Origin of the sequence: Rhodococcus sp. IEGM 1351 (assembly GCF_030056875.1) — a bacterium.
Taxonomy (GTDB): Bacteria; Actinomycetota; Actinomycetes; order Mycobacteriales; family Mycobacteriaceae; genus Rhodococcus_F; species Rhodococcus_F opacus.
The window spans coordinates 149353-171655 of the sequence record NZ_JASHKU010000006.1; the positions used below are offsets into that span (position 1 = coordinate 149353).

Consider the following 22303-nt stretch of genomic DNA (forward strand, 5'->3'; position numbering starts at 1 on the left):
TTCGCTGGTCCCCGCGGGTACCTGCGTAGGAAATGCGGGTAGTGAAGCACGTAGATCTTCGCCGTCCCACTCGCCGCGCAATTGCGAGTCTTATCGGCATGAACAGCACACACCAACACCACACCAAGGCGCACACCACCAGCACCTCCTGGAAGCGGTTCGCCGCCGCCGCAGTCGCCGCCGCCGCACTCGCCATCATCCCCGCCGGCGTCGCGGCCGCATCCACCAGCACACCGGCGCCCATCCCCCTTTCCGCCGTCGCCAGCCACGACATCCCCCGCGATCACGACAACACCATGCAGCAGCGCCGGCACGACCGTCAACGCGACCAGAGGCAGGACCGCCGCGCCGAAATCACCATCGGCAACGAGATCCTCGACGGCTGGGAAAGCAGCACCCCGAGGTAGACGGTCGCACCGTCGAACGCTCCCCTGAGGGCCGAACCAACGTCATCGCTCCCCGGCCCGTCAGAGGCGCCAATCCAACGAAAACCCTTCTCGACCAACAACCAACACAGCAAGGAAACGTACATGTCTTTCACAACCGACGTCACCATCCGGCCGTTCACAGTCCAGTTCCCCGACTCCGAACTCGAGGCACTGCGTGCGCGCATCGAGACCACCCGGTGGCCCGAAACGGAAACCGTCGCAGATCATTCGCAGGGCACACCGCTCGCGACGAGCAAGGCACTGGCGCAGTACTGGGCCTCGGAATACGACTGGCGCAAGATTGAGGCGAAGCTGAATGCTCTGCCGCAGTACATCACTGAGATCGACGGGTTGGACATACATTTCATTCACGTCCGCTCGAAGCACGAGGATGCGTTGCCGCTCATCGTCACACATGGGTGGCCCGGTTCGATCGTCGAGCAGCTGAAGATCATCGACCCCCTGACCAATCCCACCGCCCATGGTGGTGACGCGTCGGATGCTTTCCATCTGGTGATTCCGTCGATGCCCGGCTACGGCTTCTCGGGCAAGCCCACGACGACCGGCTGGGGCCCCGACCGCATCGCACGTGCCTGGGTGGAGCTGATGAAGCGCCTCGGGTACAACCGGTACGTGGCACAAGGCGGGGACTGGGGTGCAATCGTGACAGAGGCGATGGCGGTGCAGGCACCGCCGGAACTGCTCGGCATCCACACCAACATGGCCAAGGTGGTTCCACCCGAGATCGACCAGGCGCTCCTCACCGGGCATCCCGTGCCCGCCGATCTGTCCGACGACGAACAGGCTGCGTGCGACCAGCTGGCATTCTTCTATCAGCACATCGGCTACGCCGTGGAGATGGGATCGCGGCCGGAGACACTGATCGGATTGGCGGATTCGCCCGTCGGTCTGGCCGCCTTCATGATCGACCACGACCCGGCGAGTTTGGCGCTGATCTCGCGGGTCTTCGCGGGACAGCCCGAAGGCCTGACGCGAGACGATGTACTCGACAACATCACCCTGTTCTGGCTGACGAACACGGCGTTGTCAGCGGCTCGTCTCTACTGGGAGAACAAGGCCCCGTTCTTCGCCGCCGGTAGCGTCTCCATCCCGGTTGCCGTGAGTGTCTTTCCCGACGAGCTCTATCAGGCACCGCGCAGTTGGGCAGAGAAGGCCTACCCCAACCTCATCCACTTCAACAAGCTCGACAAGGGCGGGCACTTTGCCGCCTGGGAGCAGCCCCAGCATTTGGTAAACGAGGTCCGCGCGGGCTTGCGGTCGCTTCGATAACGACCATGACGTGTGCGCCAGCGCACGAGCTGAGAGCGAACCGGGTGGCTCATTCCGAGCCACCCGGTTCGCCTTCGGCTGTCCAGCCAACCCCGTGTTCACCATTCTCGTCGACTTCGCAGCGGTGCGGCGCGGCGATATCCTGGGGTACATCGTCGAGAGGTGAGCAGTGTGGCATTCGTCGGCAGTGCCTCGAGCGGGATGAATCGATGTAGTCGATGACGGACGTCGATCCGTTCGCGACGCAACGCGACGTGTCCGGTTCGGTCACGGCGGAGTTGGCGGCGGCCGGATTCGAGGATGCCCAGGAGATCGGCCGCGGCGGTTTCGGCGTCGTGTACCGGTGCACGCAGGCTGCGCTCGACCGCACCGTGGCGGTCAAGGTCCTCACCGCAGACCTCGACGAGGAGAACCGGGCACGGTTCCTGCGTGAGCAGCGTGCGGCCGGCCGGCTGACCGGTCACCCCAATATCGTCAATGTTCTCCACGCCGATGTCACCGGCAACGGCCGGCCCTTCATCGTGATGCCGTACCACGCTGAGGGGTCGCTCGACGAGCGGATCCGGCGTCACGGACCGCTCCCGCTGGACGAAGCGTTGCGACTCGGGGTGAAGATGGCCGGCGCGCTGGCGGCCGCGCACCGCCTCGGGATCCTGCACCGCGACGTCAAGCCCGGGAACATCCTGATCACCGACTACGGCGAGCCTGCGCTGACGGATTTCGGCATCGCTCACATCGCCGGTGGGTTCGAAACCACGGCCGGCGTCGTGACGGGTTCGCCGGCGTTCACCGCCCCCGAGGTGGTCGCCGGTGAGTCCCCGAGTCCGGCCGCCGATGTGTACGGCCTCGGCGCCACCCTGTTCGCTGCTTTCACCGGTCATGCGGCGTTCGAACGGCGAAGCGGTGAGCAATTGGTGGCACAGTTCCTGAGGATCACGTCCGAGCCGGTTCCGAACCCGCGCGAACACGGCATTTCCGAGGGGGTCAGCGCTGTCATCGAACGTGCCATGTCCTCCGAGGCCGGCGCTCGCCCCTCCGCTGTGGAACTGGGTCGGCAACTGCGCGAGTCCCAACTGCATCACGGCTTCCCGGTCGACGAGATGGCAATGCACACCGAACCGGCCGCGGTGCAGGGCGGAGCGTCAGTCCGGCCGTCGTGGTCACCGGCGGATTCGGGCCGAACGGGTGGACTTCCGCTGGAGCTGACCAGTTTCGTCGACCGCCGCACGGAACTGGCCGAGGCGACGAACTTGTTGTCGACGTCGCGGCTGGTGACGTTGACCGGAATCGGCGGGGTGGGAAAGACCCGGCTTGCTCTACGCGCAGCCGCCAAGGCGCAACGAAACTTCTCCGACGGTGTGACGCTGGTGGAACTGGCTGAGTTGCTGGATGATTCGCTGTTGTCGGGGGTCGTGGCGGCCGCACTGGGGTTGCGCGACCAGTCTGCCCGACCTTCACACGAGGTGCTCGTCGAGTTCCTTACCCGGCGTGAAGTGTTGCTCGTGCTGGACAACTGCGAGCAGGTGGTGGCCGCGGCCGCGAAACTTGCCGAGATCCTGCTCCGCGTGTGCCCTCGGCTGCGAATTCTCGCGACGAGTCGCGAACCGCTCGGAATCGGCGGGGAAACAGCGCTTCTGATTCCCCCGCTGCCCGTCCCTGATCCCGACCACCTGCCGAAAGGACTGCCCCGCAACGATGCGGTCACTCTCTTCGCGGAACGCGGCGCCGCCGTAGTCCCGGGATTCGAGCTGACCGAGGAGAACAAGGTCACCATCGCCCGAATCTGTCAGCGGCTGGACGGGCTACCGCTACCGATCGAACTGGCGGCGGCCCGGCTTCGCGCGATGACGCCCGACCAGATCCTGCAGCGCCTCACCGACCGCTACCTGCTGCTCACTCGCGGCAACAGGGACGCGCCCTCGCGGCAGCAGACGTTGCGGATGTGCATCGACTGGAGCTATGACCTGTGCACTCCTGCGGAACAACGGATGTGGGCGCAGCTCTCGGTGTTCGCGGGCAGTTTCGAACTCGAGGCCGCGGAACAGGTCTGCGATGGTGACGACGTAGACGACCTCCTCGACACCGTGACGTTCCTCGTCGACAAGTCGATCCTGACGAGAGAAGAGTCGGGTTCCGCGGTGCGGTTCCGAATGCTCGAGACCGTCCGCGCCTACGGGCGGGAAAAGGCGCAGGAGAGCGGCGACTACATCGCGCTTCGCCGTCGGCACCGCGACTGGTGTGAGTGGCTGGCGGTCGAGGCGGAAACCGAATGGATCAGTTCCCGGCAGCTCGCGTTGATCTCCAGACTGGGTCGGGAACAACCGAATATCCGCGAGGCGCTGGATTTCTGCGTGTCCGACAGTCCCGCAACGGGACTGCGGATTGCTGCCGCACTGTACCCGTTCTGGCTTTCCAGGGGATTGCTCAGCGAGGGTCGGCGATGGCTCGGTCGCCTCCTGGCTCGACAACCGGCCGAGCCTACCGGCGATCGGGTCAAGGCGCTCTACGCCGCCAGTGTGCTGGCCGGAGTGCAGGGCGACATTCCCGTGTCGGACGCGCTCGCGAAGGAAGCGCAGGCGGTCGCCGCTCAGACAACCGACCCGCTGGTGCGTGCGCACGCCGACCACGCGCTCGGATACGCGGCACTGTTCGCGGGGCGCCTTCCCGACGCCCGCGTACATCTCGAGAAGGCCGTCCGAGGGTTCACTGCACGCAACGACCTTTACGAGGTGGCTGCAGTCGTGGGTCTCGGCATGACGCACGACCTCGTGAACGACACGGAGCGAGCCATCGAATGTCATGAGCGCGTCCTCGCGATCACCGAGGCGCAGGGCGAATCGGTGTATCGGTCGTATTCGCTGTGGGCGCTGGCCGTCGCGGTGTGGCGGCTCGGGGAGAGAGCACGAGCGGTCCAGCTCCTCGGGCAGGCGCTTCAGGTCGAGCGTCGGGTGAACGATCGACTCAATGCCAGTGTGTGTCTGCAGGCACTCGCATGGATAGCCGCCGAGGAACAGGACATGGAACGCGCGGTCGTATTGCTGTGCGCCGCAGACGAGTTCACCCGGTCGGTGGGCAGTTCGACGGTGTTGGTGCCCGGCCTGAGCGTGTACCAGGACGAGTGCGAACGCCGGACCCGAGAGGCGATGAGTGAGCAGGCCTTCACCGCGGCCCGCAGAAGGGGCACGGCGCTCGGTTTCGACGCAGCCGTCGCCTACGCGCTGGGCGAGCAGATTTCGCCCTCTCCGACGTCCGCCGGTCCGTCGCCTGCACCGACGAAGCGGGAGCGTGAGGTTGCCACCCTCATCGCCGAGGGGCTGACCAACAAGGAGATCGCCGCTCGGCTGGTGATCTCGCCCCGCACCGCACAGGGGCACGTGGAACATCTCCTGACGAAGCTGGGATTCAATTCACGCGCGCAGATCGCGGCGTGGGTCGTGGAATCGCAGGGCGAAGGGTGAGATCAGGGCGAGAAGCGACTGCATGATCCCCTGGCGATGGCGCGATCAGTTACCTGGTGATCAGGTGGTCGCGTGACCAGTCCGCGCTGACCTCGCGTAAAGCCTGGATGAGTTTGCGCACGGCCGGTGCCGGCTGCGTGTCCGCCCGCCTGATCATGCAGACGGTCAGCTGAGGCGGATCCCATTCCGTTGCCGGAGTGACAACTTCGTCGGCGCAGTGGTCGCGGAGCGTGTGCCGGGGCAGCATGGCGATGCCCACCCGGGCCGCGACCATGAGCAGGCTCGTGTGCGGGTTCGTCGTCTCGTAGACGATGTCCTGTGCCGGCGGTGCGAACGCGGTGTCCACCAACTCCCGCAGGGCGAAACCGTGCGCAGACACCACCCAGGACTGGCCTGCGAGGTCCTGAATTCCCACTGTCGACTTGCCGGCCAGAGGATGTCGCCGGGACACGCACACCACGACCTCGTCGGAGATCAGGTCGGTTGCGGTGAGGCTGGCGTCGGAGGCCGGGTCGTTGGCCCTCACGACGAGTCCGAGGTCGAGTTCGCCGTTCGTCACGCTGTCGCGCACACCCTGGGAGCCCGATTCCCACACCGAGAAGCGCACGTTGGGGAACGAGTTCCGGTAGAGCGGAACCACTCTCGGTAGCAGTATCTGGCTGGCCGTGGTGACGGCACCCAGGCGCACGCTGCCGCTGCGCAGTCCGTTGATCAGCCCCGCCTCCTCGCGGAGCGCGCGATCGGCCTGCAACACCTGTCGAATGTGCGGTAGCAGAATCCGGGCCTCCGCGCTGGGTAGAACCCCGTTGGCGCGACGGATCAAGAGGACGACATTGAGGTCCTCCTCGAGGCGCCGGATCTGCTGGCTGAGAGTCGGCTGCCCGATGCCCACCTCCTGAGCGGCCTTGCGCAGCGAACCGAGGCGGATCGCTGATCTATCGGAATCTGCCCGAAAGCCCTCGGTGGCTGCTGCTGAAGGGTCGCGCAGACGAGGCGCGGGCACTGGTCGAGCAGTTGGAACGCGAGGCCGGGTACAACCACGAGAATGAGCTCGTGCACCCCGAGATCGCCGCCGTCGTGCGGGCCGAGCACGAGGCCGGCGCCGAACGAGGAAGCGGGACAAAGGATCTGTTTCGCAGACCGTTGCTCGGCAGATTCGTGCTGTGCCTGCTGATCTGCGCCGGTGCAAGCGCGGGCGCCTATGTGCTCTTGGTCTACGCCTCGGTCATGTACGCGGATATGGGGATGACAACCCAGGGAGCGTTGGTGACCACCATCGGAATCATCATTGCCGGCGCAGTGGGGGCGATCGCGGTGGGACAGTTCGCCGACAGGCTCGGCCGCAAGAAGACTTTTCTTCTCTACAGCGTCGGCGCCATCTTCGGATTCAGCGCGCTCGGACTGTCTCAGAACATCGCTCTCGCTGTCGCGTGCGGGTTTGTCAGCGCGTTCTTCTGCACGGGTTTGGTTCCCTTCACCAAACTGTTCACGTCCGAGCAATTCCCCACCCATGCGAGGGGAACCGCCGCGGGATTCGTGGAATCCGCGAGCAGGTGCTTCGGCGGAGTCCTCGTCGTCGCGTCGATCCCTTTCATCCAGACGAAGCTGGGGACGAGTGCACCGTTCTGGCTCATCTGCGCGATCTTCCTTGTGTGCCTCGGACCCGTCATGCTCTGCGCTCGTGAAACCCGTGGCATGAGCATCGACCAAGCAGGAGCGGCTTGAGCGTCAACCTTGTTTCGACGTAGGAGTTCAGGTCGGCCCGACACGGGCATTCCGCACCACTGGTGGTGACAGAATGGCGACTACGGGTGATCCGAGTCGACGGGAGAGGTCGTGGACGGAATGGTCGGCGCTCCTCGGCGACGCAGGCGAGCGGCCTGGATTGCCGTGGCCGCGATGCTCCCGTGGCGGTGTGCGGGCAGTCACGGAGTGATTCCGCCGTCCACGACGCCCCGTTGGGAAAACCCACGGTGAGTGTCGGGAAGGGACCACTCTCGATGTGACGGTGGACCCGTCCACGGGTATCGCCTACGTCACCAGCCCGTCACCCGACCAGCCACACCGCGTACGTCGTTTTCGCCCCGTGCGGTCAGGTCCACTCCCGAACCGACAATTGTTCCGGTCCGTCGACTCGGCGCAAGTCGAGTGGAAGGTGAGATGGGCGCGCCGCCGCAAGAGAGGGTCCTGACCGAGGGGAAGTGGGCCGCGCTGACACCCGGCACGTCTGAGAGGGCGTTGAACACTGTGATCGAGCCGATCGTGTAGGTCACCCGGTGCTCCACGAACGTGTCCAGTGCGACGGCTGCGTCGAACCGATTCGCTCAGACGAGCAATATCTCGAGCGGCTAGGTCCGCGCCGTCAGTGAAACGACTGCTGGATCATTGCAATGCCACCGAGGTCCGGTCGTGCGCTCGCCGCGCGAGACCTCCTACTTCCGGCGGCGCCACAGTGGTGCGGGGTCGGGGTCCTCCTCGCCCTGCTGCTGCGTACCCCGGAAGCGTGCCGCGAAGACGATCCAGCCGATGGTGGCCATGAGCAGGAAGCTGACCAGGCGGTAGACGACGATCGCGGACACCGCTTCTGCGCCGGTCATTCCGCTGGCGGTCAGTGCGGGGACGAGCACGGCGTCCATGACACCGAGCCCGGCGGGCAGGAGTGGGATGGCCGAACGGGCGGCGTTGCCCGCCGCGTACGCGACGGCGAGTCCGGCGAACCCGGGATGTGCGCCGACCGCGTAGCACGCGAAGGCGAGGCATGCGGCGTCGGCGATCCAGTTGAACAGCGACCACCCGAACGCGCGGGCGGTGTCGCGGCGATCCATCCGGACGGCGCTCATCTGGTTCACGATGTGCTTCCATCGGCGAACACCGGTCAGCGGAGGCTTCTTTCGAAGCGCGTTGAATCCGCGTAGCGCGGTGATGCCGACACCTTCGAGGGCGTCGGGCCGCGAGGCGGCGTACTGAGCCACCACCAGGAAGGCGCACAGGCCGCCGAACGTGAAGATCAGCGAGAACGGGTTGGTCTCGGCCCCGACGAGCAGTGCGCCCGCCAGTCCGACGAGCGCCAGGCCGATGGCCTGGAGGGCGCCGGCCATCACCAGTTGCCACGTCGCGACCACCGGTGAGGCACCCCAGAGGCGTGTCTGCCGGTACCTGAACGTCGTTGCCAGAACCGGGCCGCCCGGCAGCGTCACGCTCATCGAATTGGAGGCGAACGTCACCGCGAGGGACTGCCGCTGTCTGATGTGCACGTCCGCGACCCCCAGCAGGCAGCGCTGGACCCGGGCGAAACTCGACATCGACGCCAGCGACGCCACGACGGCCGCGGCCACCCATCCCCATTGGAGGTCGCCGAGGTTCTGGACGCTCTCGGAGAGGTCCGGCCAGATGAGGACGATTTCCACCGCGAGCACGACGACGAGCAGGCCGCCGATCACCCATTCGACTCGACGCCTGCGGGGCGTCGGGCGGGTGTCTTGGGCGTCCGTCATACGCGTCCATTACACATGGCCGGTGATCACACCGTGTATCCGCCGTCGACGTCGAGTTTCTGTCCGGCGAGGAAACCGCGGTCCCTGTGTCAGGTGGCCAAGACTCCTGTCGCCGATTCAGTGGTGGTTCTCAGCATCGAACTGACACCCCTGTTCCCCAGAGTTCCGCGAGGTGCTGCGGTCACCGACTGCGATGCGCCAGCCCCAACAGGTGAGGTCCGCCCACACGTCGACGGCCTTTGACAGTCGCACCCCGCCGGCAGGATTACGGCAACTCGCCGCCATTCCCTGACCCTGTCCGGTGACCGGTGAGTTCGACGTTCTCGCCCACTGAACCATCGAGGGTGGGCAGGAACCATCCGGTGACGATGCCGAGCACTGTACCGGCCGCGATCCCGGTGATTGCGGCGAACGCGGCGACCGCCACTGTGGGCCAGCCACTTTCCGGAGTCGTCGCACCGATGAAGATCACGGCCATCGTGGGCGGCCAGGCAATGGTGTTGGCTAGCACCCAGCGCGTCGGACGCGGAACGAGACGGCGCACCGTCATCGCCTGAGCGGCACCGAGGACCGCACCCATCACTGCACCCAGACCGAGCGCGGCGGCCACGACGACGAGAAGTGCTGGCTCCGCATCACTACCACTGTCGCCGGAGAACACGCCAGGGGCCGAGGCGGCTGCCCAGCCCAACCCCGCCACCGCCGCCGTGACCACGAGCCATCGGCGCCGATTCAGCCGTGGAATCAGACGCCGCAAACCACTCGCCTGCAATGCACCGAGCGCCGCCCCTTCGACCAGCCCACCTGCCACCACCAGAAGTAGCGCCAGTGCCGCATCCCAGCCCCTCGGCTGACCGCCGAGAACGTGCTGGGACAGCTTCGCTGCGACGGCGGCAGCGGTCATGCCGACGGCCTCGGCACTCGCGCACAACGCAATCCAGCGCTTTCCCGACAACCCACGGGCACCACCTTCGAACGGTGTGTGGTCGGTTCGCTGTCGACCCCACCCAAATGCCGTCATCGCCGCTCCCCCCGGGGAGCCTCCGCGCGGACGGCGCCGGTCATGATCGACCGAGTCGAGCCCCGCCGTGATGCGTTCGGCGATCCCTCGTGCCGAACCCGTCGCGCTCGCGGGCCCGTCGAGTATCTTCATCGTCTCGTCCTTTGCATGGTGTGCAGCAACGAAGTTGCGGGCTTGTCCAGTGCGCCGGTAGCCGATCTGGTCATGTGCTTTCTCCGCAGCGTGCCGTTGAGGGCTGTGGTGATCGCTTTGCAACCACCGACGCAATGTCCGAACTGCGATCATCGGCAGTGGGAGCCCTATCGCTGGTCGCCTGCCAGCCGGGGCAGGGTCATTCGTCGCCCGGTGACGTGCTCGATGTCGAGGACGAGGTAGCAGTCCGAGGACCGGATCGTCCACGGGGAGGGACCGGAGTGGTCGAACCCGGACAGATACTCCGAGCCCGTGGCGGTACGGGCATGGCCGAGAACGACTACGCTCCACCCGTCGCGGGACCCCGGTTCGATGTGGCCGGCCTCGAACGCGACGAACGTCCGGTCGAAGCGGGCGAACCAGGACTCGTTGTCGGTCGCGATGATGATCTCGGTGCGGGGGGCGGCGAAGGTCACCAGCCGGACCGCGGGCAGGGCGTCCTCGGTGTAGAGCAGAAGACCCGTGGGCACCGACCGCAACGCGTGGAGGCATTCGGTCGGGGTCAGGGTGCCGTTACGGTCGGAGGTGCGCATCACGCTGTGGTCTTCTTTCCAGGCGCGTCGGTCGGGTGCGTGCGTCTACTCCGTCAGCATGAGCGTTTGTTCCCCTCGTGGTTAGAGTCCTAAGTCGTTCGCCTGCCGCGGCAGAGACCCCAACCACGAGCATCGCCCACCCGTCGCGGGGTTTGACCTCGACGACAAGGGGATATCCTCGGGGTGTACGCGCCGCCGTCGGCTACGTCGCCCGCGCCTGTACGGCGGGCGAGTCAGTAAGCGGCGCAGAAAGCTGGTAGACGATGCCAGGAGACGACGAATCGCTCCTGCTCGACACTCTCTCGCAGTTGCGGCTTCGTCAGATGCTGACCGAGCGGCAGGACCGCATCGAGCAGATGACCACCTCCCGGGAACACTTGGACGGACTGCTCGAGGCGATGCTCACCGTCTCGTCCGGCCTCGACCTCGCTGCGACCCTGCGGCGGATCGTCGACGCGGCCATCAGGCTGGTCGACTGTCGATACGGAGCCCTCGGCGTGCTCAACCACAGCGGAGACCGATTGCAGGAATTCGTCTACGCGGGCGTCGACGACGAGACTCGCCACCTGATCGGGGAGTTGCCGACCGGGCATGGGCTGCTCGGCCTGCTCATCGACCGCCCCGCACCGCTACGCCTGGACGACATCACCGGGCACCCCGCGTCTGCGGGGTTTCCCGCACATCACCCGCCGATGCGCACCTTCCTCGGTGTGCCGGTCCGCATCCGCGGGCAGGTCTACGGCAACCTCTACCTCACCGACAAAGCCGCAGGCCAGTCCTTCACCGAGGACGACGAAGACCTCATCCAAGCCCTCGCGGCGGCGGCCGGGATCGCCATCGACAACGCCCGCCTGTTCGAACAAGCCCGTCAGCGCCAGCAGTGGCAGCAGGCCACCAGCGAGATCCGCGGCGAACTGCTCGCCGCCATCGACCCCAGCGAGGTGCTCGACCTGATCGCTCGCCGGGCCCGCCACCTGGCCGGCGCCGACCACGTCCTGATCGCCCGACCGGACGACCTCGACCAAGTTTCCGCCGAAGTTACCGCCCTTACCGTGACCGCGTACGCAGGGGACAATCCGAGCGTGCCCGGGTTGCGGATCGGTGTCGACGACACGGCTACCGGGCGGGTCTACCGCACCGGAAACCTGATCCAGGTGCCGGAGATCAGCGATGCCGGCCCGCATGGTCCGGCTTTGCTGCTGCCGTTGCGGGTATCCGCGGACTCGGTGACCGGGGTTCTCGCCCTCGTCCGCAATCGCGGCCGGGAACCGTTCGACGACCGCCAACTGCCGTTGGCCGCGGCGTTCGCCGACCAGGCCGCCCTCGCGTTGAAACTGGCCGACGATCAACGCCAGCTGGCGGCCGTGTCGCTGATCGCCGAGCGGGACCGGATCGCCCGGGATCTGCACGACCACGTCATCCAACGGTTGTTCGCGCACGGACTGCACCTGCAAAGCGCCCAGGCCCGCAGCCGCGTCCCCGAGGCCCGGCGCCGGTTGTCGGAGATGATCGACGATGTTCAGGACATCATCACCGATGTCCGTACCGCCATCTTCGACCTGCACGGCGGGGAGGACGACGGGTTCGCGCTGCGCCCGGCGTTGACCGCGATCGTCACCGAACAAACCGGTGAGAGCGGGTTGCGCACCACGATGCGCATGTCCGGGCCGTTGAGTGTGGTCACCGGACCACTGGCCGACCATGCCGAAGCAGTGCTGCGGGAAGCACTGAGCAACGTCGTACACCACGCCCACGCCCACCAGGTGGATGTCACTGTCTCCGTCGACGACGACCTCACCATCTGCGTCACCGACGACGGCATCGGCATCGCCCCGGCCGTCACGCGCAGCGGCCTGCGCAACCTCACTGCCCGCGCCGAACAGGCAGGCGGCACCTGCACCCTCACCACCCCCACCCCCGGCGGAACCCGCCTGACCTGGACCGCACCCCTGCCGGAAGTGCCAGGGGCAGAGTGAGTTTCGCCCGTTCCGCGTTCAGGCGCGCGTAGGCTCAATGATGTGCAATGTCGCACCGGGCCGCGGCCCTGGGCCGAGCAGTTTCGGGCCCGAGCTCGTCCCGCGATCACTGCGGGCTATCGGGTGCCGCACTCGGAAGTGTTCACGGCACGATGACCGCGCGCCCGCGTAGCGTTCCGGTACCCCATGGGGTATGTGGAGTGTTTGTCGAAATGCCCGACGCGGCGCGTCGCGACGTGCGGTGTCGGTGTTCGGTGGGGCCTGGGAGGCGAACGGGTCAGCCGGTTACTCTGCGCGCGCAGGTCGAACTCGGCGACCACTTCGTCCCGCTGGCTGGGTGCGAGGCACGTTCAGTGCGCGCACTGAACGTGTGCGTGTGCGACTCGGCCGCTTGTGGGACATCCTGCGTGGTCAGGCTTGGGTGGCGCCGTCTCAATGCTGCGTGGTCGGCCAGATCCTCGGCCAGGAACTCTCGGAGCAGATCCACTGCCTGCACGACCTTTTGGCTGCGCAGCGAGCTGAAGACGTTGCTCTTGACGCGGCGCATCGTCACGATGCCTCCCTCGCGCGGGATGGTGTGCGTTGGGCTGGCAGATGCCGGTTTGCTCGCAGAGTTCTCCGACGCACAGTTCACGGTCGGAGGGCGTTCCGGTCGCCGAGGGTGTCGACGAACCTGTTCAAGCAGCCGATCGTGAACCGGTGGCGGAGAATGCAGAGGCCGGGGCCGTCAGCCGCGGACGAGTCTCCCCGCTCGGCAAGTTTGCACGTCCAGAACCCAGGCGGGCGCCACCGTGGTCGGCCGCCAAATCGGCGATCACGACGCGGCGGGTAGGCGAAGGAGCATGCGAAAGACCGGTGTGGCCGTCGTGGCATTCCAATCCTCGGCGGAAAGGAGTGACGAGTCCGCCCTCGAGAAATGACTGGCACCACCGACGGCAATCCCGGCGTGATCGAATCCTTCGAGCCGCTGGGATATGAGCCGCCGAGCGGCCCGTCTCCGGGAATCATTGACCCATTGTGCTCGACAATGGAACCGGGAAACCGGGGGCCGCTCTAGCTGGTGGTGACCGTGTTCTCGGCTCCAGCGAGCGCGGAAAGAGATTCTGTTCCGATTGGTTCGGCCGGCAACATCGGAACGATCGCATACCGGCTGTGTGTCCGAGTGATGGTGTCGATCTCGTCCCGCTCGGTGAACGACCTTTGCTGGAGCAGTTCCGATGTCGGGTTTGCTGCAGCGAGGGAGTTGTTGACCACCCAGGCCCACGGCTCGATCCCGGCGCGTTGCAGGTCGGCCTGCAACCCTTCGGCTTCGAGGCGCGGGGTGGTTTCGGCGAGCGTGACGAGCAGGACCTTCGTCTCTTCCGGGTTCTGCAGCCGCATCAGCGGGGTGGTGAAGTTTGTGTTGTCACCCATCTGCCGGGCGATCTCCCGGTGATACGAGCCGGTGGCATCGAGGAGCAACAGGGTGTGCCCGGTGGGGGCGGTGTCGACGACGACGAACTTCCGCCGGGATTCGTGGATGACCCGGGAGAACGCTTGGAAGACAGCGACTTCCTCGGTGCACGGCGAGGCCAGGTCCTCGGCGAGGGTGGCCCGACCTTGTTCGTCCAGTGCTGCACCCTTGGTGGCCAGAACCCGGTCCCGGTACTGCGCGGTGGCGACGGCGGGGTCGATCCGCGACACCTGCAGGCCGTCGAGGTTCCCGGCGAGGGTGTCGGTCAGATGCGCGGCCGGGTCGGTGGTGGTCAGGTGCACCTGGTGGCCACGCTGGGCGAGGGCGACGGCGATCGCGGCGGCGAGGGTGGTCTTGCCGACCCCGCCCTTGCCCATGCACATGATCAGCCCGTGATCGGCGTCGGCGAGTTCGTCGATCAGGGCGGACAGCGGCGCATCCGGCAACGGTGCCGCATCCTCGGCGAGGGCCTGGGGTGTCGGGGCAGGGTGCGGGGTGAACAGGTTCTCGAGTGCGCTGATGCCGACCATGTTGGTGGCCTTGAGCTCGATCTCGTCGAGCGGCAAGGTGCGCAGTTCGCGGGGAAGATCATCGAGGGCGGCCTGTTCGCGGTCGCGGATCGCGGCGGCGAGTTGGTCGCAGTCCTCGGGGGTGGGGAGGACACCGTTGACGACGACGTGCTGGTGGGTGAGCCCGATGTCGGCGAGTTCGGTGTAGGTGCGGGCGATCTCGGCGAGCGGGGCGCTCTGGGCGCGGGTGACCAAGACCAGGCGGGTGCGCTGAGGATCGGCGAGGGCGGCGACGGCGTCGGCGTAGATGGTGCGCTGCTTCTCGAGCCCGGACATCGGGCCCAGGCAGGAGGCGTCGCCCTTGCCGGCGCTGAGGAAGTCGGTCCACGACCCGGGCAGCTGCAGCAGCCTGATGGTGTGCCCGGTGGGGGCGGTGTCGAAGAGCACGTGGTCGAAGTCTGCAAGGGTGTCGTGGTCGGTGAGCAGGGCGGTGAACTCGTTGAACGAGGCGATCTCGGTGGTGCACGACCCGGACAGCTGCTCGGTGATCGACGCCAGCTCCTTCTCCGGCAACAAACCCCGCACCGGTCCGACGATGCGTTCGCGGTAGGCGTCGGCGGCCTGCTCGGGGTCGATCTCGAGCGCCGAGAGCCCGGGCACGATGAGGACTTCGGTGACGGTGTTGCCGATGGTCAGTCCGAAGACCTGCCCGACGTTGGAGGCGGGGTCGGTGCTCACCAGCAGCACCCGCTTGCCCGCGCGGGCAAGCGTGATGGCTGCGGCGCAGGCGATCGAGGTCTTCCCGACCCCGCCCTTACCGGTGAAGAACAGGAAGCGGGGCGGGGTGTCGAGAAACTTCATTGCGGGCAATGCCTTTCAGCAGCAGCTGGTGCTGCCGGTGTCGGTGGGGGAGCAGCAGGATCCGGCGTCGGTAGTGTCGGTGAGCCCGAGCATGGTGATGCCGGCCGGTGCGCCTGCGTCCGGGGTGTCGGTGCCGATGCCGGCCCACTTGGCGAGCTGGGTGCGGTCGGGGTAGCGGCCAGTCTGCGCGGTGACACCGTCGACGAGCACCAGGGGCAGTCCTTCGGATCCGGAGACCTGCAGGAACGCCTTGACGGGTTCGCGCTCGGCGAAGGCGAGCGGTTCGCTGGCCAGGTTGAACCGGGCGATGTCCCCGCCCTGGGAGCGGACCCAGTCCATGTCGGCGGAGAAGGTGACCAGACCCTGGTCGACGTCGTCGCCGCAGACGCCGGTGTTGCAGCACAGGGCGGGTTCGAAAATTTCGATGGTGCTCATGGTGTTCTCCTCGGCCGATCTCAGGACTGGTGGGTGGTGCGGAGTTGGGCGGCGAGCTGATTCACGCGGGCGGCGATGTCGTCGCGGACCAGCCGCATCCGCTCGATCCCGTCGATGCCGCGCTCGGACGGCTCAATGGTGTCCCAGTTCTCGAACCGGGTGCCGTCCACCGGGTCGACGTAGGCCTCGCGGCCGAGGATGACGACCACATCGACATCGCGGACCAGCTGCGGGTCGATCAGCTTCGGGGTCTCCCCGGTGATGTCCACTCCGACCTCGAGCAGCGACTCCGCCGAGAGGGCGTTCACGCTGTTGCCGGGTTTGGTGCCGGCCGAATACACCTCGACCGCGTCACCGGCGACCTTGCGCATCAGTCCGGCGGCCATCTGCGACTTGCCGCCGTTCTTCACGCACACGAACAACACGGAGGGCCTGCTCATCGTCTCGTCTCCGTCTCTCAGGCGGTGGCGGGGACGAGTTCGGCGATCAGCGCCTCGACCCGGCTCCGGATTTCGTCGCGGATCGGACGGACCGCGTCGACGCCCTTGCCGGCCGGGTCCTCGAGCGCCCAGTCGCGGTAGCTGACCCCGGGGAAGACGGGGCAGGCGTCGCCGCAGCCCATGGTGATCACCACGTCGGAGGTCTGCACGGCGTCCGGGGTGAGGATCTTCGGGGACTGGGCGGAGATGTCGATCCCGATCTCGGCCATGGCCTCGACGGCGGCGGAGTTGATGGTTGCGGCCGGGGCGGACCCGGCGGAGCGGACCTCGACCCGGTCACCGGCGAGGTGGGAGAGGAATCCGGCGGCCATCTGGGAGCGGCCGGCGTTGTGGACGCAGACGAACAACACGCTCGGGGTGGTGGACATGAAGAAGTCCTTTCGGTGGAACGGGAACGGAAGTCGGTGGGGCCCGACCGGTTCGGTCAGGCGGGGACGGTGGTGAGCTCGCGCAGCAGCTGGCGAACCCGGGTGCCGAGGTAGTGCGGGTGATCCGCGACGGGGTGTTCCGGTTGCGCCCGCTGGATTTGGAAGCGCAGTTCCTCATCGAGCGGATCGGACATCAGGACTCCTTCGTCACGGATGCGGAGGCGTCGGTGAAACCAGCGGAATGCGAGAACCGGTTGCGCAGCGCCAGGGACACATAGACGAGCCCGACGAGAACGGGGACCTCGATCAGCGGTCCGACGACACCGGCCAGGGCCTGCCCGGAAGTGGCGCCGTAGGTGGCGATGGCTACGGCGATGGCGAGTTCGAAGTTGTTGCCCGCGGCGGTGAACGCCAGGGTGGTGGTGCGTTCATACCCGAGGCCCATGGCCGCGCCGAGGGCGTAGCCGCCGCCCCACATGATCGCGAAATAGGCGAGAAGCGGGATCGCGATCCGGACGACGTCCCACGGCTGGGAGGTGATCTGCTCACCTTGGAGAGCGAAGAGGATCACGATCGTGAACAGCAGGCCGTACAGCGCCCAGGGCCCGATCTTCGGGATGAACTTGGTTTCGTACCAGGTACGACCCTTGGCTTTTTCGCCGAAGCGGCGGGTGAGGTAGCCGGCGAGCAGGGGGATGCCCAGGAAGATGAGCACCGACTTCGCGATCTGCCACGGCGAGGTGTCGATGGTGGTCTGCTCGAGGCCGAGCCAGCCGGGCAGCACGGACAGGTAGAACCAGCCGAGCACGGCGAACATGATCACCTGGAACACCGAGTTGATCGCGACCAACACGGCGGCGGCCTCGCGGTCACCGCAGGCGAGGTCGTTCCAGATGATGACCATGGCGATGCAGCGGGCCAGGCCGACGATGATCAGACCGGTGCGGTACTCGGGCAGATCCGGCAGCAGCAGCCAGGCCAGGGCGAACATCAGGGCGGGTCCGAGCACCCAGTTCAGCACCAGTGATCCGATGAGCAGCTTGCGGTCGCCGGTGACGGTGTCGAGTCGGTCGTAGCGGACCTTGGCGAGCACCGGGTACATCATGATCAGCAGGCCGAGGGCGATCGGCAGCGAGATGCCGTCGATCTCCACCGCGGACAGGGCATCACCCAGGCCGGGAATCATCCGGCCGAGGAGCAGTCCGGCGACCATGGCGACGCCGATCCACACCGGCAGGAACCGGTCCAGGGTGGAAAGTTTGCCGACGATGGCGGGGTGTTCGGTGGTCGAGGCCTTGCTCATGCCGGAACCTCCGTGGAGGTGCAGGTCTCGGACGGGACGACCGGTCCGCTCTCGGTCAGCAGCACAGCAGACAGTTGCTGCAGTGCCGACGGGATCACCCAGTAGTACACCCAGGTGCCGCGACGCTCGCAGTCCAGCAGTCCGGCGGCGCGGAGAACCTTCAGATGATGCGAGATCGTCGGCTGCGACAGGTCGAACGACTCGGAGATGTCGCACACGCAGGCCTCACCACCGGCGTGGCTGGCGATCAGGCTCAGCAGGCGCAGGCGCACCGGATCGCCGAGCGCCTTGAACATCCGGGCCAGATCCCCGGCCCAGTCCTCGGTCAAGGGTTCACGTACCAGCGGCGAGCAGCACGCGCCACCGTCCGACGATTCCTGATTCGACATACGTCGATATTGACAGATGTCGAATCAGGGTGCAACGCGTAGGACGGCCGGGGCGCGGATCAGGCCGAGCGTGTACTACTCGGCACGTCCGGACGGGAAGTGCACCGACCCGTCATTCCCGATGCAACCACCCTGGACGGGGCCGCTGCCGAAGAAGACGCCGTTGAGTTGCCCGCTGCCTCCGGGGGGATTCGATCCGACTCCCGCGCCGCCGACGCCGATCGCCCCACACTGGTAGCTGTTGTTGTCCATGGGGTGGTCGTTGTGGACGTGAAGCTGTGTGCCGGGGGTGTTCGGGTCTCCATGAAATGCCGGTGCCGCCGTAGCGACGCCCGAACCGAGCGCAAAAAAGGCGGCGATCGCAGCCGATGTAATCGCCGTGCGCAATGCGAACGTGTTCATCTGATGTCACCTTTGATTCGATTGTCGCCCGGCTTCTCACCGGTCGATGATTCTCGGGTTACACATGATTTCGGTGTATCCGTTTTCCAGATGAAACAATTATGGTCCGAGCCGTTGGCGGAAATCACCCCTTCGAGCGGCTTATCGGTGTTTCCAGCGCGACGTCCGCGGCCGCTCGCCGTCGCCGACGAAGCCCTGGTTGTGACCGCGTGCGTGCCGCCGCACCGAAACCACGTGACCCCGAGGGGTTCACGTGGGAGTTCCGGACGACCGCTAGCGTTGGAGTGCCCGACATCCGTACGTCCGAGGGGAAACTGCCACGCATGACCGGTGACGAGATTTCGGAAGGCAACGACGCGCACCCGACCGCGACGCCACAGTTGCGCCGCCGGTTGGGGGTGTTCGACTCGGTGATGATCGGCCTCGGGTCGATGATCGGGGCGGGGATCTTCGCCGCGCTGGGGCCCGCCGCGTCCGCAGCCGGAGGCGCGCTGCTCGTCGGGTTGGCCGTGGCCGCGGTGATCGCGTACTGCAATGCCCACTCCTCGGCCCGGCTCGCGGCGCTGTACCCGCAATCCGGTGGAACCTACGTCTACGGCCGCGAACGCCTGGGACCGTTCTTCGGATATCTGGCGGGCTGGGGTTTCGTGGTCGGGAAGACCGCCTCGTGTGCCGCGATGGCCCTGACCGTCGGCGCCTACGCCTGGCCCGGCCGCGAGCATCTCGTCGCGGTCGCCGCCGTCGCCGCCATCACCGCGGTGAACTACCTGGGTGTGCAGAAGTCCGCGCTGGTCACCCGGGTCATCGTGTTCGTGGTGCTCGCCGTCCTCGCCGTGGTCGTCGTCGTGTGCCTGACCGGTTCCGACACCGGCTTCGACGGCCTCGCGATCACCTCGGGTCACGGCGTGGCCGGAGTCCTGCAGGCCGCCGGCCTGCTGTTCTTCGCGTTCGCCGGGTACGCCCGGATCGCCACGCTCGGCGAGGAGGTGAAGGACCCGGCCCGGACCATCTCCCGGGCGATCCCCATCGCTCTGGCGATCACACTCGTCGTGTACCTGTGCGTCGCGGTCGCCGTCCTGCAGGCTCTCGGCGCCGACGCACTCGCTGCCGCGACGGATCCACTCGCGCAGGCCGTTGCCGCTGTGGGGTTCGGCGGCCTCGAGCCGGTGGTCCGGGTGGCTGCGGTGGTCGCCGCGCTCGGCTCACTGCTCGCCCTGATCCTCGGGGTGTCACGGACCACGTTCGCGATGGCACGGGACGGCCATCTGCCACGTCTGCTCGACGCCGTCCACCCCCGGTTCGCGGTGCCCTATCGGGCCGAGTTGGCCGTCGGTGTGGTGGTGGCCCTCCTCGCCGCGACCGCGGATCTGCGCGGCGTCATCGGGTTCTCCTCGTTCGCGGTGCTGGTCTACTACCTGATCGCCAACGCATCGGCCTGGACCCTGTCTGCGAAACCGTGGTCGCGGCTGGTGGCCGTCGTCGGCGCCGTCGGATGTGTCGTTCTCGCCGCGTTCCTCCCCCTGGCCTCGGTGATCTCGGGCGTGATCGTCCTCGGAGTCGGGTCCGCGATCTACGGGATCCGTTCGTCCCGCCGGGCCTGACTGTCGAGAATGTACTGCGACCCCGCACAGCATTTCGACGATCTTCCGACGGCAATTCGCCTCGGGCAGTCGTCTCGCGTGGGAGTCTTCAACGACTATCCCAGCGCCGGGAGAAGGTGAGAATGTTCGTCCTGGTCCGGCATTCCCATGCGGGCGAGAAGAAACAGTGGCACGGCCCCGACGTCGAGCGTCCGCTGAGCCCGCTCGGGCATGAGCAGGCCCACGGTCTCGTCGCGGCGCTGAGCGGCATCGAGATCGAGACACTGCTCTCCAGTCCCACTACCCGTTGTCGCCAGACCCTGCTGCCGCTCGCGCAGGCGCGCGGTCTGCCCATCCACGACGAACCGCTGCTGGCACCGGACGCACCCCCCGACGAACTGTTCGCCGCGCTACACAGACCCGACGCCGACCGGGCGGTTTTCTGCACCCACGGGGAGATCCTCAACGCGCTGGCCGAGTTCGCGCAGTCGCGCGGAATACCGGGCCTCCCTCCCTCGGGCGCGACCGCGAAAGGGGGCGTGTGGTTCGTCGACTGCGGTGCAGGTCCGCCTCCGGCGCTGCGGTACCTCGCGCCGATTCCGACCGGCTGACCTCGACTTCTAGGCCGACGCGAGCCGGGCGGCGTCCTCCCGGGCCTGCCGCGCATTCTGCAGTTCCAGGCCGTACAACAGGCCGAATGTGAAACCGTTCTCGCCCGGTGTCGTGCCGGCGCGGGCACCGAGCGTCCGGAGCGTCTCCGCCGCGACGACGCTGTCCTGGTGCTCGCCGAGGACCGTCTGCATCTTCTTGAACCGTGCCGCCTTCTTCTTTGCCGACTTTCTCCCCAGAATCGGTGCGGCCAGTTCGGCGGCGTAGCGGGCCCGTTTGGCGGCCTTCCGCGCGCGGTGCAGGGCGGCATCGTCGTCGCCGGTAGCCGCGGTGGCGACGCGTGTGAGCGCTTTGCGTTCGGCTTTCCGCACCAACTTGTCGATCACGCGGGGATCGTCGCCGGCCTCGGCAGTCAGCGGTGGCGTGGTGCGCCACCGCGCCAGCGTGGCCAACAGTGCACGGTAGCGGTCACCGTCGAGCGCATCCATCACCTCTTTTCTCCGACGGAGTTGCTCGGCGAGCAGATCGTTCTCGATGCGCGCGGCGACCGGGCCCATCACCAGTTCGGAAGGCAGGGCCGCGAGGGCGTCCGCGAAGCGTGCGCGTTGCACCTGCCGATCCCGCACCTCCCCGAGCAACCCGGCGTACCACGACAGTTCCGCGTCGAGTTCTGCCCGCGCGGTCTGATCGAACAGACGCCCGAATACCCGCAGCGTGCTGCGGAAACGCCGTATTCCCACGCGGGTGGGATGGACCGGGTCCAGTCCACGACGCAACCACACGTCGCCGGCCACGATCGCCTGGACCTGGGCATCCAGGTAGTCGACGAGCACCGCTTCCACTGTCGTCCGGGGCGTGTCGCCGCCGTCGACCGCGAGGTGCGCGGCGCTGAGCACCCGGCTGAGCTTCGACGGATACCGCGACGGCTGCGCTCCCCGGCGGGTGAGGCGTTTACCGATCTTCCCGAGCAGTTTCTCGTCCCCGGCATCGCCGAGTTCGACCTCCACCTCCCGCCACTCGCTCAGGACTGCGCGATCGCCGGCGACGGCACCGCGCACGCTGTCGTCGGCCACTTCCGCCAGCAGACGGTCGTCCCGGTCGAGGAGTCGCTGCGTGCGTCGCACGGTTTTCAGCGTCGCCACCGGGTGCACGGGTTTGCCCAGTGCGACACCCGCAATCATGGTCGCCAACTCGTCGGGAACCGCGTCACTCTCGCCCGGAGGCATCCGAATCTCGGTGCGGGCTTTGTCGGCGGGGACCTTCAATTGCCATCCCACATCGGCATCCCCGCTCCGGCGGCGGAACGTGATCTTCTGACGGAGCAGATCGCGGTCATCCGTGTCGAAGTAGACGCTGTTCAGATTGACCGTGCCCTGCTCGATCCGTCCCCCGGCAGGTATCACGTCCTCGAGATCCGGCAGGACGAAATCGAGCCCAACCTCGTACTTGTCTTCCCGCTCGCGCTGCGTCGACACCATGGACCCAGTCTGCACCCACAACGG

The 22303-nt window shown here is 67.0% G+C and carries 21 protein-coding genes and 1 pseudogene; 7 read left to right on the forward strand and 15 right to left on the reverse strand.

Annotated elements, in window-relative coordinates; all coding sequences use genetic code 11:
• Positions 1-98: 98 nt before the first annotated feature.
• The 3 genes from QM806_RS12660 (at position 99) to QM806_RS12670 (ending at position 5176) form a co-directional block, all read left to right on the forward strand.
• Positions 99-407 carry a hypothetical protein gene (locus tag QM806_RS12660; protein ID WP_283291586.1) on the forward strand — a complete coding sequence of 103 codons (309 nt, stop codon included), beginning with the start codon at positions 99-101 and terminating at the stop codon, positions 405-407.
• 123 nt (positions 408-530) lie between these two features.
• Positions 531-1718 carry an epoxide hydrolase family protein gene (locus tag QM806_RS12665; protein WP_283291587.1) on the forward strand — a complete coding sequence of 396 codons (1188 nt, stop codon included), beginning with the start codon at positions 531-533 and terminating at the stop codon, positions 1716-1718.
• Positions 1719-1936: 218 nt separating this feature from the next.
• The gene (locus QM806_RS12670) at positions 1937-5176 is read left to right on the forward strand and encodes a protein kinase domain-containing protein (RefSeq protein WP_283291589.1); all 3240 of its coding nucleotides are present in this window, start codon (positions 1937-1939) and stop codon (positions 5174-5176) included.
• Between the two features lie 49 nt (positions 5177-5225).
• On the opposite strand, the gene QM806_RS12675 is transcribed toward QM806_RS12670, so the two are convergent.
• A complete protein-coding gene (locus tag QM806_RS12675) occupies positions 5226-6179 on the reverse strand; it encodes a LysR family transcriptional regulator (protein WP_283291591.1) in 954 nt (317 codons plus the stop codon).
• On the opposite strand from QM806_RS12675, the gene QM806_RS12680 reads away from it, so the two are divergent.
• Positions 6122-6901 carry an MFS transporter gene (locus QM806_RS12680; protein ID WP_283291748.1) on the forward strand — a complete coding sequence of 260 codons (780 nt, stop codon included), beginning with the start codon at positions 6122-6124 and terminating at the stop codon, positions 6899-6901. The genes QM806_RS12675 and QM806_RS12680 overlap by 58 nt on opposite strands.
• Before the next feature lie 365 nt (positions 6902-7266).
• On the opposite strand, the pseudogene QM806_RS12685 reads toward QM806_RS12680, so the two are convergent.
• The 4 genes and pseudogenes from QM806_RS12685 to QM806_RS12700 form a co-directional block, all read right to left on the reverse strand.
• Positions 7267-7500: pseudogene (locus QM806_RS12685) on the reverse strand (long-chain fatty acid--CoA ligase); the annotation flags it as partial.
• A gap of 108 nt (positions 7501-7608) precedes the next feature.
• Positions 7609-8670 carry a lysylphosphatidylglycerol synthase transmembrane domain-containing protein gene (locus QM806_RS12690; protein ID WP_283291593.1) on the reverse strand — a complete coding sequence of 354 codons (1062 nt, stop codon included), beginning with the start codon at positions 8668-8670 and terminating at the stop codon, positions 7609-7611.
• A gap of 265 nt (positions 8671-8935) precedes the next feature.
• A complete protein-coding gene (locus QM806_RS12695; RefSeq protein WP_054248456.1) occupies positions 8936-9823 on the reverse strand; it encodes a hypothetical protein in 888 nt (295 codons plus the stop codon).
• Positions 9824-9990: 167 nt separating this feature from the next.
• Positions 9991-10416 (reverse strand): pyridoxamine 5'-phosphate oxidase family protein, encoded by a 426-nt coding sequence (locus QM806_RS12700; RefSeq protein WP_005264406.1) that lies wholly within the window; start codon positions 10414-10416, stop codon positions 9991-9993.
• A gap of 263 nt (positions 10417-10679) precedes the next feature.
• Between QM806_RS12700 and QM806_RS12705 the strand changes: the two genes are divergently transcribed.
• Positions 10680-12392 carry a GAF domain-containing sensor histidine kinase gene (locus tag QM806_RS12705; protein WP_005567954.1) on the forward strand — a complete coding sequence of 571 codons (1713 nt, stop codon included), beginning with the start codon at positions 10680-10682 and terminating at the stop codon, positions 12390-12392.
• A 277-nt stretch (positions 12393-12669) separates the two neighbouring features.
• On the opposite strand, the gene QM806_RS12710 is transcribed toward QM806_RS12705, so the two are convergent.
• The 9 genes from QM806_RS12710 to QM806_RS12750 all read right to left on the reverse strand — a co-directional run bounded on the left by QM806_RS12710 (position 12670) and on the right by QM806_RS12750 (position 18612).
• Complete coding sequence (locus tag QM806_RS12710; protein WP_240483050.1) at positions 12670-12945, reverse strand: hypothetical protein; 276 nt, start codon at positions 12943-12945, stop codon at positions 12670-12672.
• A 500-nt stretch (positions 12946-13445) separates the two neighbouring features.
• A complete protein-coding gene (gene arsA, locus QM806_RS12715; RefSeq protein ID WP_283291595.1) occupies positions 13446-15215 on the reverse strand; it encodes an arsenical pump-driving ATPase in 1770 nt (589 codons plus the stop codon).
• A gap of 15 nt (positions 15216-15230) precedes the next feature.
• On the reverse strand, positions 15231-15650 hold the full coding sequence (gene arsD, locus QM806_RS12720; RefSeq protein WP_005567958.1) for an arsenite efflux transporter metallochaperone ArsD: 420 nt from the start codon (positions 15648-15650) through the stop codon (positions 15231-15233).
• Positions 15651-15670: 20 nt separating this feature from the next.
• A complete protein-coding gene (locus QM806_RS12725; RefSeq protein ID WP_043790366.1) occupies positions 15671-16090 on the reverse strand; it encodes an arsenate-mycothiol transferase ArsC in 420 nt (139 codons plus the stop codon).
• A gap of 17 nt (positions 16091-16107) precedes the next feature.
• On the reverse strand, positions 16108-16518 hold the full coding sequence (locus tag QM806_RS12730; protein ID WP_005264411.1) for an arsenate reductase ArsC: 411 nt from the start codon (positions 16516-16518) through the stop codon (positions 16108-16110).
• Positions 16519-16574: 56 nt separating this feature from the next.
• The gene (locus QM806_RS12735) at positions 16575-16712 is read right to left on the reverse strand and encodes a hypothetical protein (protein WP_164709631.1); all 138 of its coding nucleotides are present in this window, start codon (positions 16710-16712) and stop codon (positions 16575-16577) included.
• Positions 16712-17821, reverse strand: coding sequence for an ACR3 family arsenite efflux transporter (arsB, locus tag QM806_RS12740; RefSeq protein ID WP_283291598.1), 1110 nt, complete (start codon positions 17819-17821; stop codon positions 16712-16714). Before arsB ends, QM806_RS12735 begins: the two co-directional genes overlap by 1 nt.
• On the reverse strand, positions 17818-18210 hold the full coding sequence (locus QM806_RS12745) for an ArsR/SmtB family transcription factor (protein WP_005567964.1): 393 nt from the start codon (positions 18208-18210) through the stop codon (positions 17818-17820). Before QM806_RS12745 ends, arsB begins: the two co-directional genes overlap by 4 nt.
• Positions 18211-18285: 75 nt before the next feature.
• A complete protein-coding gene (locus QM806_RS12750) occupies positions 18286-18612 on the reverse strand; it encodes a hypothetical protein (RefSeq protein ID WP_005567965.1) in 327 nt (108 codons plus the stop codon).
• Positions 18613-18935: 323 nt separating this feature from the next.
• On the opposite strand from QM806_RS12750, the gene QM806_RS12755 reads away from it, so the two are divergent.
• Both QM806_RS12755 and QM806_RS12760 read left to right on the forward strand, forming a co-directional pair.
• Positions 18936-20213 carry an APC family permease gene (locus QM806_RS12755; protein ID WP_169693607.1) on the forward strand — a complete coding sequence of 426 codons (1278 nt, stop codon included), beginning with the start codon at positions 18936-18938 and terminating at the stop codon, positions 20211-20213.
• A gap of 122 nt (positions 20214-20335) precedes the next feature.
• Entirely contained in the window at positions 20336-20803 is a 468-nt protein-coding gene (locus QM806_RS12760; protein ID WP_005264417.1) for a SixA phosphatase family protein, read from the forward strand.
• A gap of 9 nt (positions 20804-20812) precedes the next feature.
• On the opposite strand, the gene QM806_RS12765 is transcribed toward QM806_RS12760, so the two are convergent.
• Positions 20813-22279, reverse strand: coding sequence for a CYTH and CHAD domain-containing protein (locus tag QM806_RS12765; protein ID WP_054248455.1), 1467 nt, complete (start codon positions 22277-22279; stop codon positions 20813-20815).
• Between the last annotated feature and the right edge of the window lie 24 nt (positions 22280-22303).

Coding starts and splice junctions, on each gene's coding strand:
- QM806_RS12660 (WP_283291586.1), top strand. CDS start 99: ATGAACAGCACACACCAACACCACACCAAGGCGCACACCACCAGCACC.
- QM806_RS12665 (WP_283291587.1), top strand. CDS start 531: ATGTCTTTCACAACCGACGTCACCATCCGGCCGTTCACAGTCCAGTTC.
- QM806_RS12670 (WP_283291589.1), top strand. CDS start 1,937: ATGACGGACGTCGATCCGTTCGCGACGCAACGCGACGTGTCCGGTTCG.
- QM806_RS12690 (WP_283291593.1), bottom strand. CDS start 8,670: ATGACGGACGCCCAAGACACCCGCCCGACGCCCCGCAGGCGTCGAGTC.
- QM806_RS12695 (WP_054248456.1), bottom strand. CDS start 9,823: ATGAAGATACTCGACGGGCCCGCGAGCGCGACGGGTTCGGCACGAGGG.
- QM806_RS12700 (WP_005264406.1), bottom strand. CDS start 10,416: ATGCGCACCTCCGACCGTAACGGCACCCTGACCCCGACCGAATGCCTC.
- QM806_RS12705 (WP_005567954.1), top strand. CDS start 10,680: ATGCCAGGAGACGACGAATCGCTCCTGCTCGACACTCTCTCGCAGTTG.
- arsA (WP_283291595.1), bottom strand. CDS start 15,215: ATGAAGTTTCTCGACACCCCGCCCCGCTTCCTGTTCTTCACCGGTAAG.
- arsD (WP_005567958.1), bottom strand. CDS start 15,650: ATGAGCACCATCGAAATTTTCGAACCCGCCCTGTGCTGCAACACCGGC.
- QM806_RS12725 (WP_043790366.1), bottom strand. CDS start 16,090: ATGAGCAGGCCCTCCGTGTTGTTCGTGTGCGTGAAGAACGGCGGCAAG.
- QM806_RS12730 (WP_005264411.1), bottom strand. CDS start 16,518: ATGTCCACCACCCCGAGCGTGTTGTTCGTCTGCGTCCACAACGCCGGC.
- QM806_RS12735 (WP_164709631.1), bottom strand. CDS start 16,712: ATGTCCGATCCGCTCGATGAGGAACTGCGCTTCCAAATCCAGCGGGCG.
- arsB (WP_283291598.1), bottom strand. CDS start 17,821: ATGAGCAAGGCCTCGACCACCGAACACCCCGCCATCGTCGGCAAACTT.
- QM806_RS12745 (WP_005567964.1), bottom strand. CDS start 18,210: ATGTCGAATCAGGAATCGTCGGACGGTGGCGCGTGCTGCTCGCCGCTG.
- QM806_RS12750 (WP_005567965.1), bottom strand. CDS start 18,612: ATGAACACGTTCGCATTGCGCACGGCGATTACATCGGCTGCGATCGCC.
- QM806_RS12755 (WP_169693607.1), top strand. CDS start 18,936: ATGACCGGTGACGAGATTTCGGAAGGCAACGACGCGCACCCGACCGCG.
- QM806_RS12760 (WP_005264417.1), top strand. CDS start 20,336: ATGTTCGTCCTGGTCCGGCATTCCCATGCGGGCGAGAAGAAACAGTGG.
- QM806_RS12765 (WP_054248455.1), bottom strand. CDS start 22,279: ATGGTGTCGACGCAGCGCGAGCGGGAAGACAAGTACGAGGTTGGGCTC.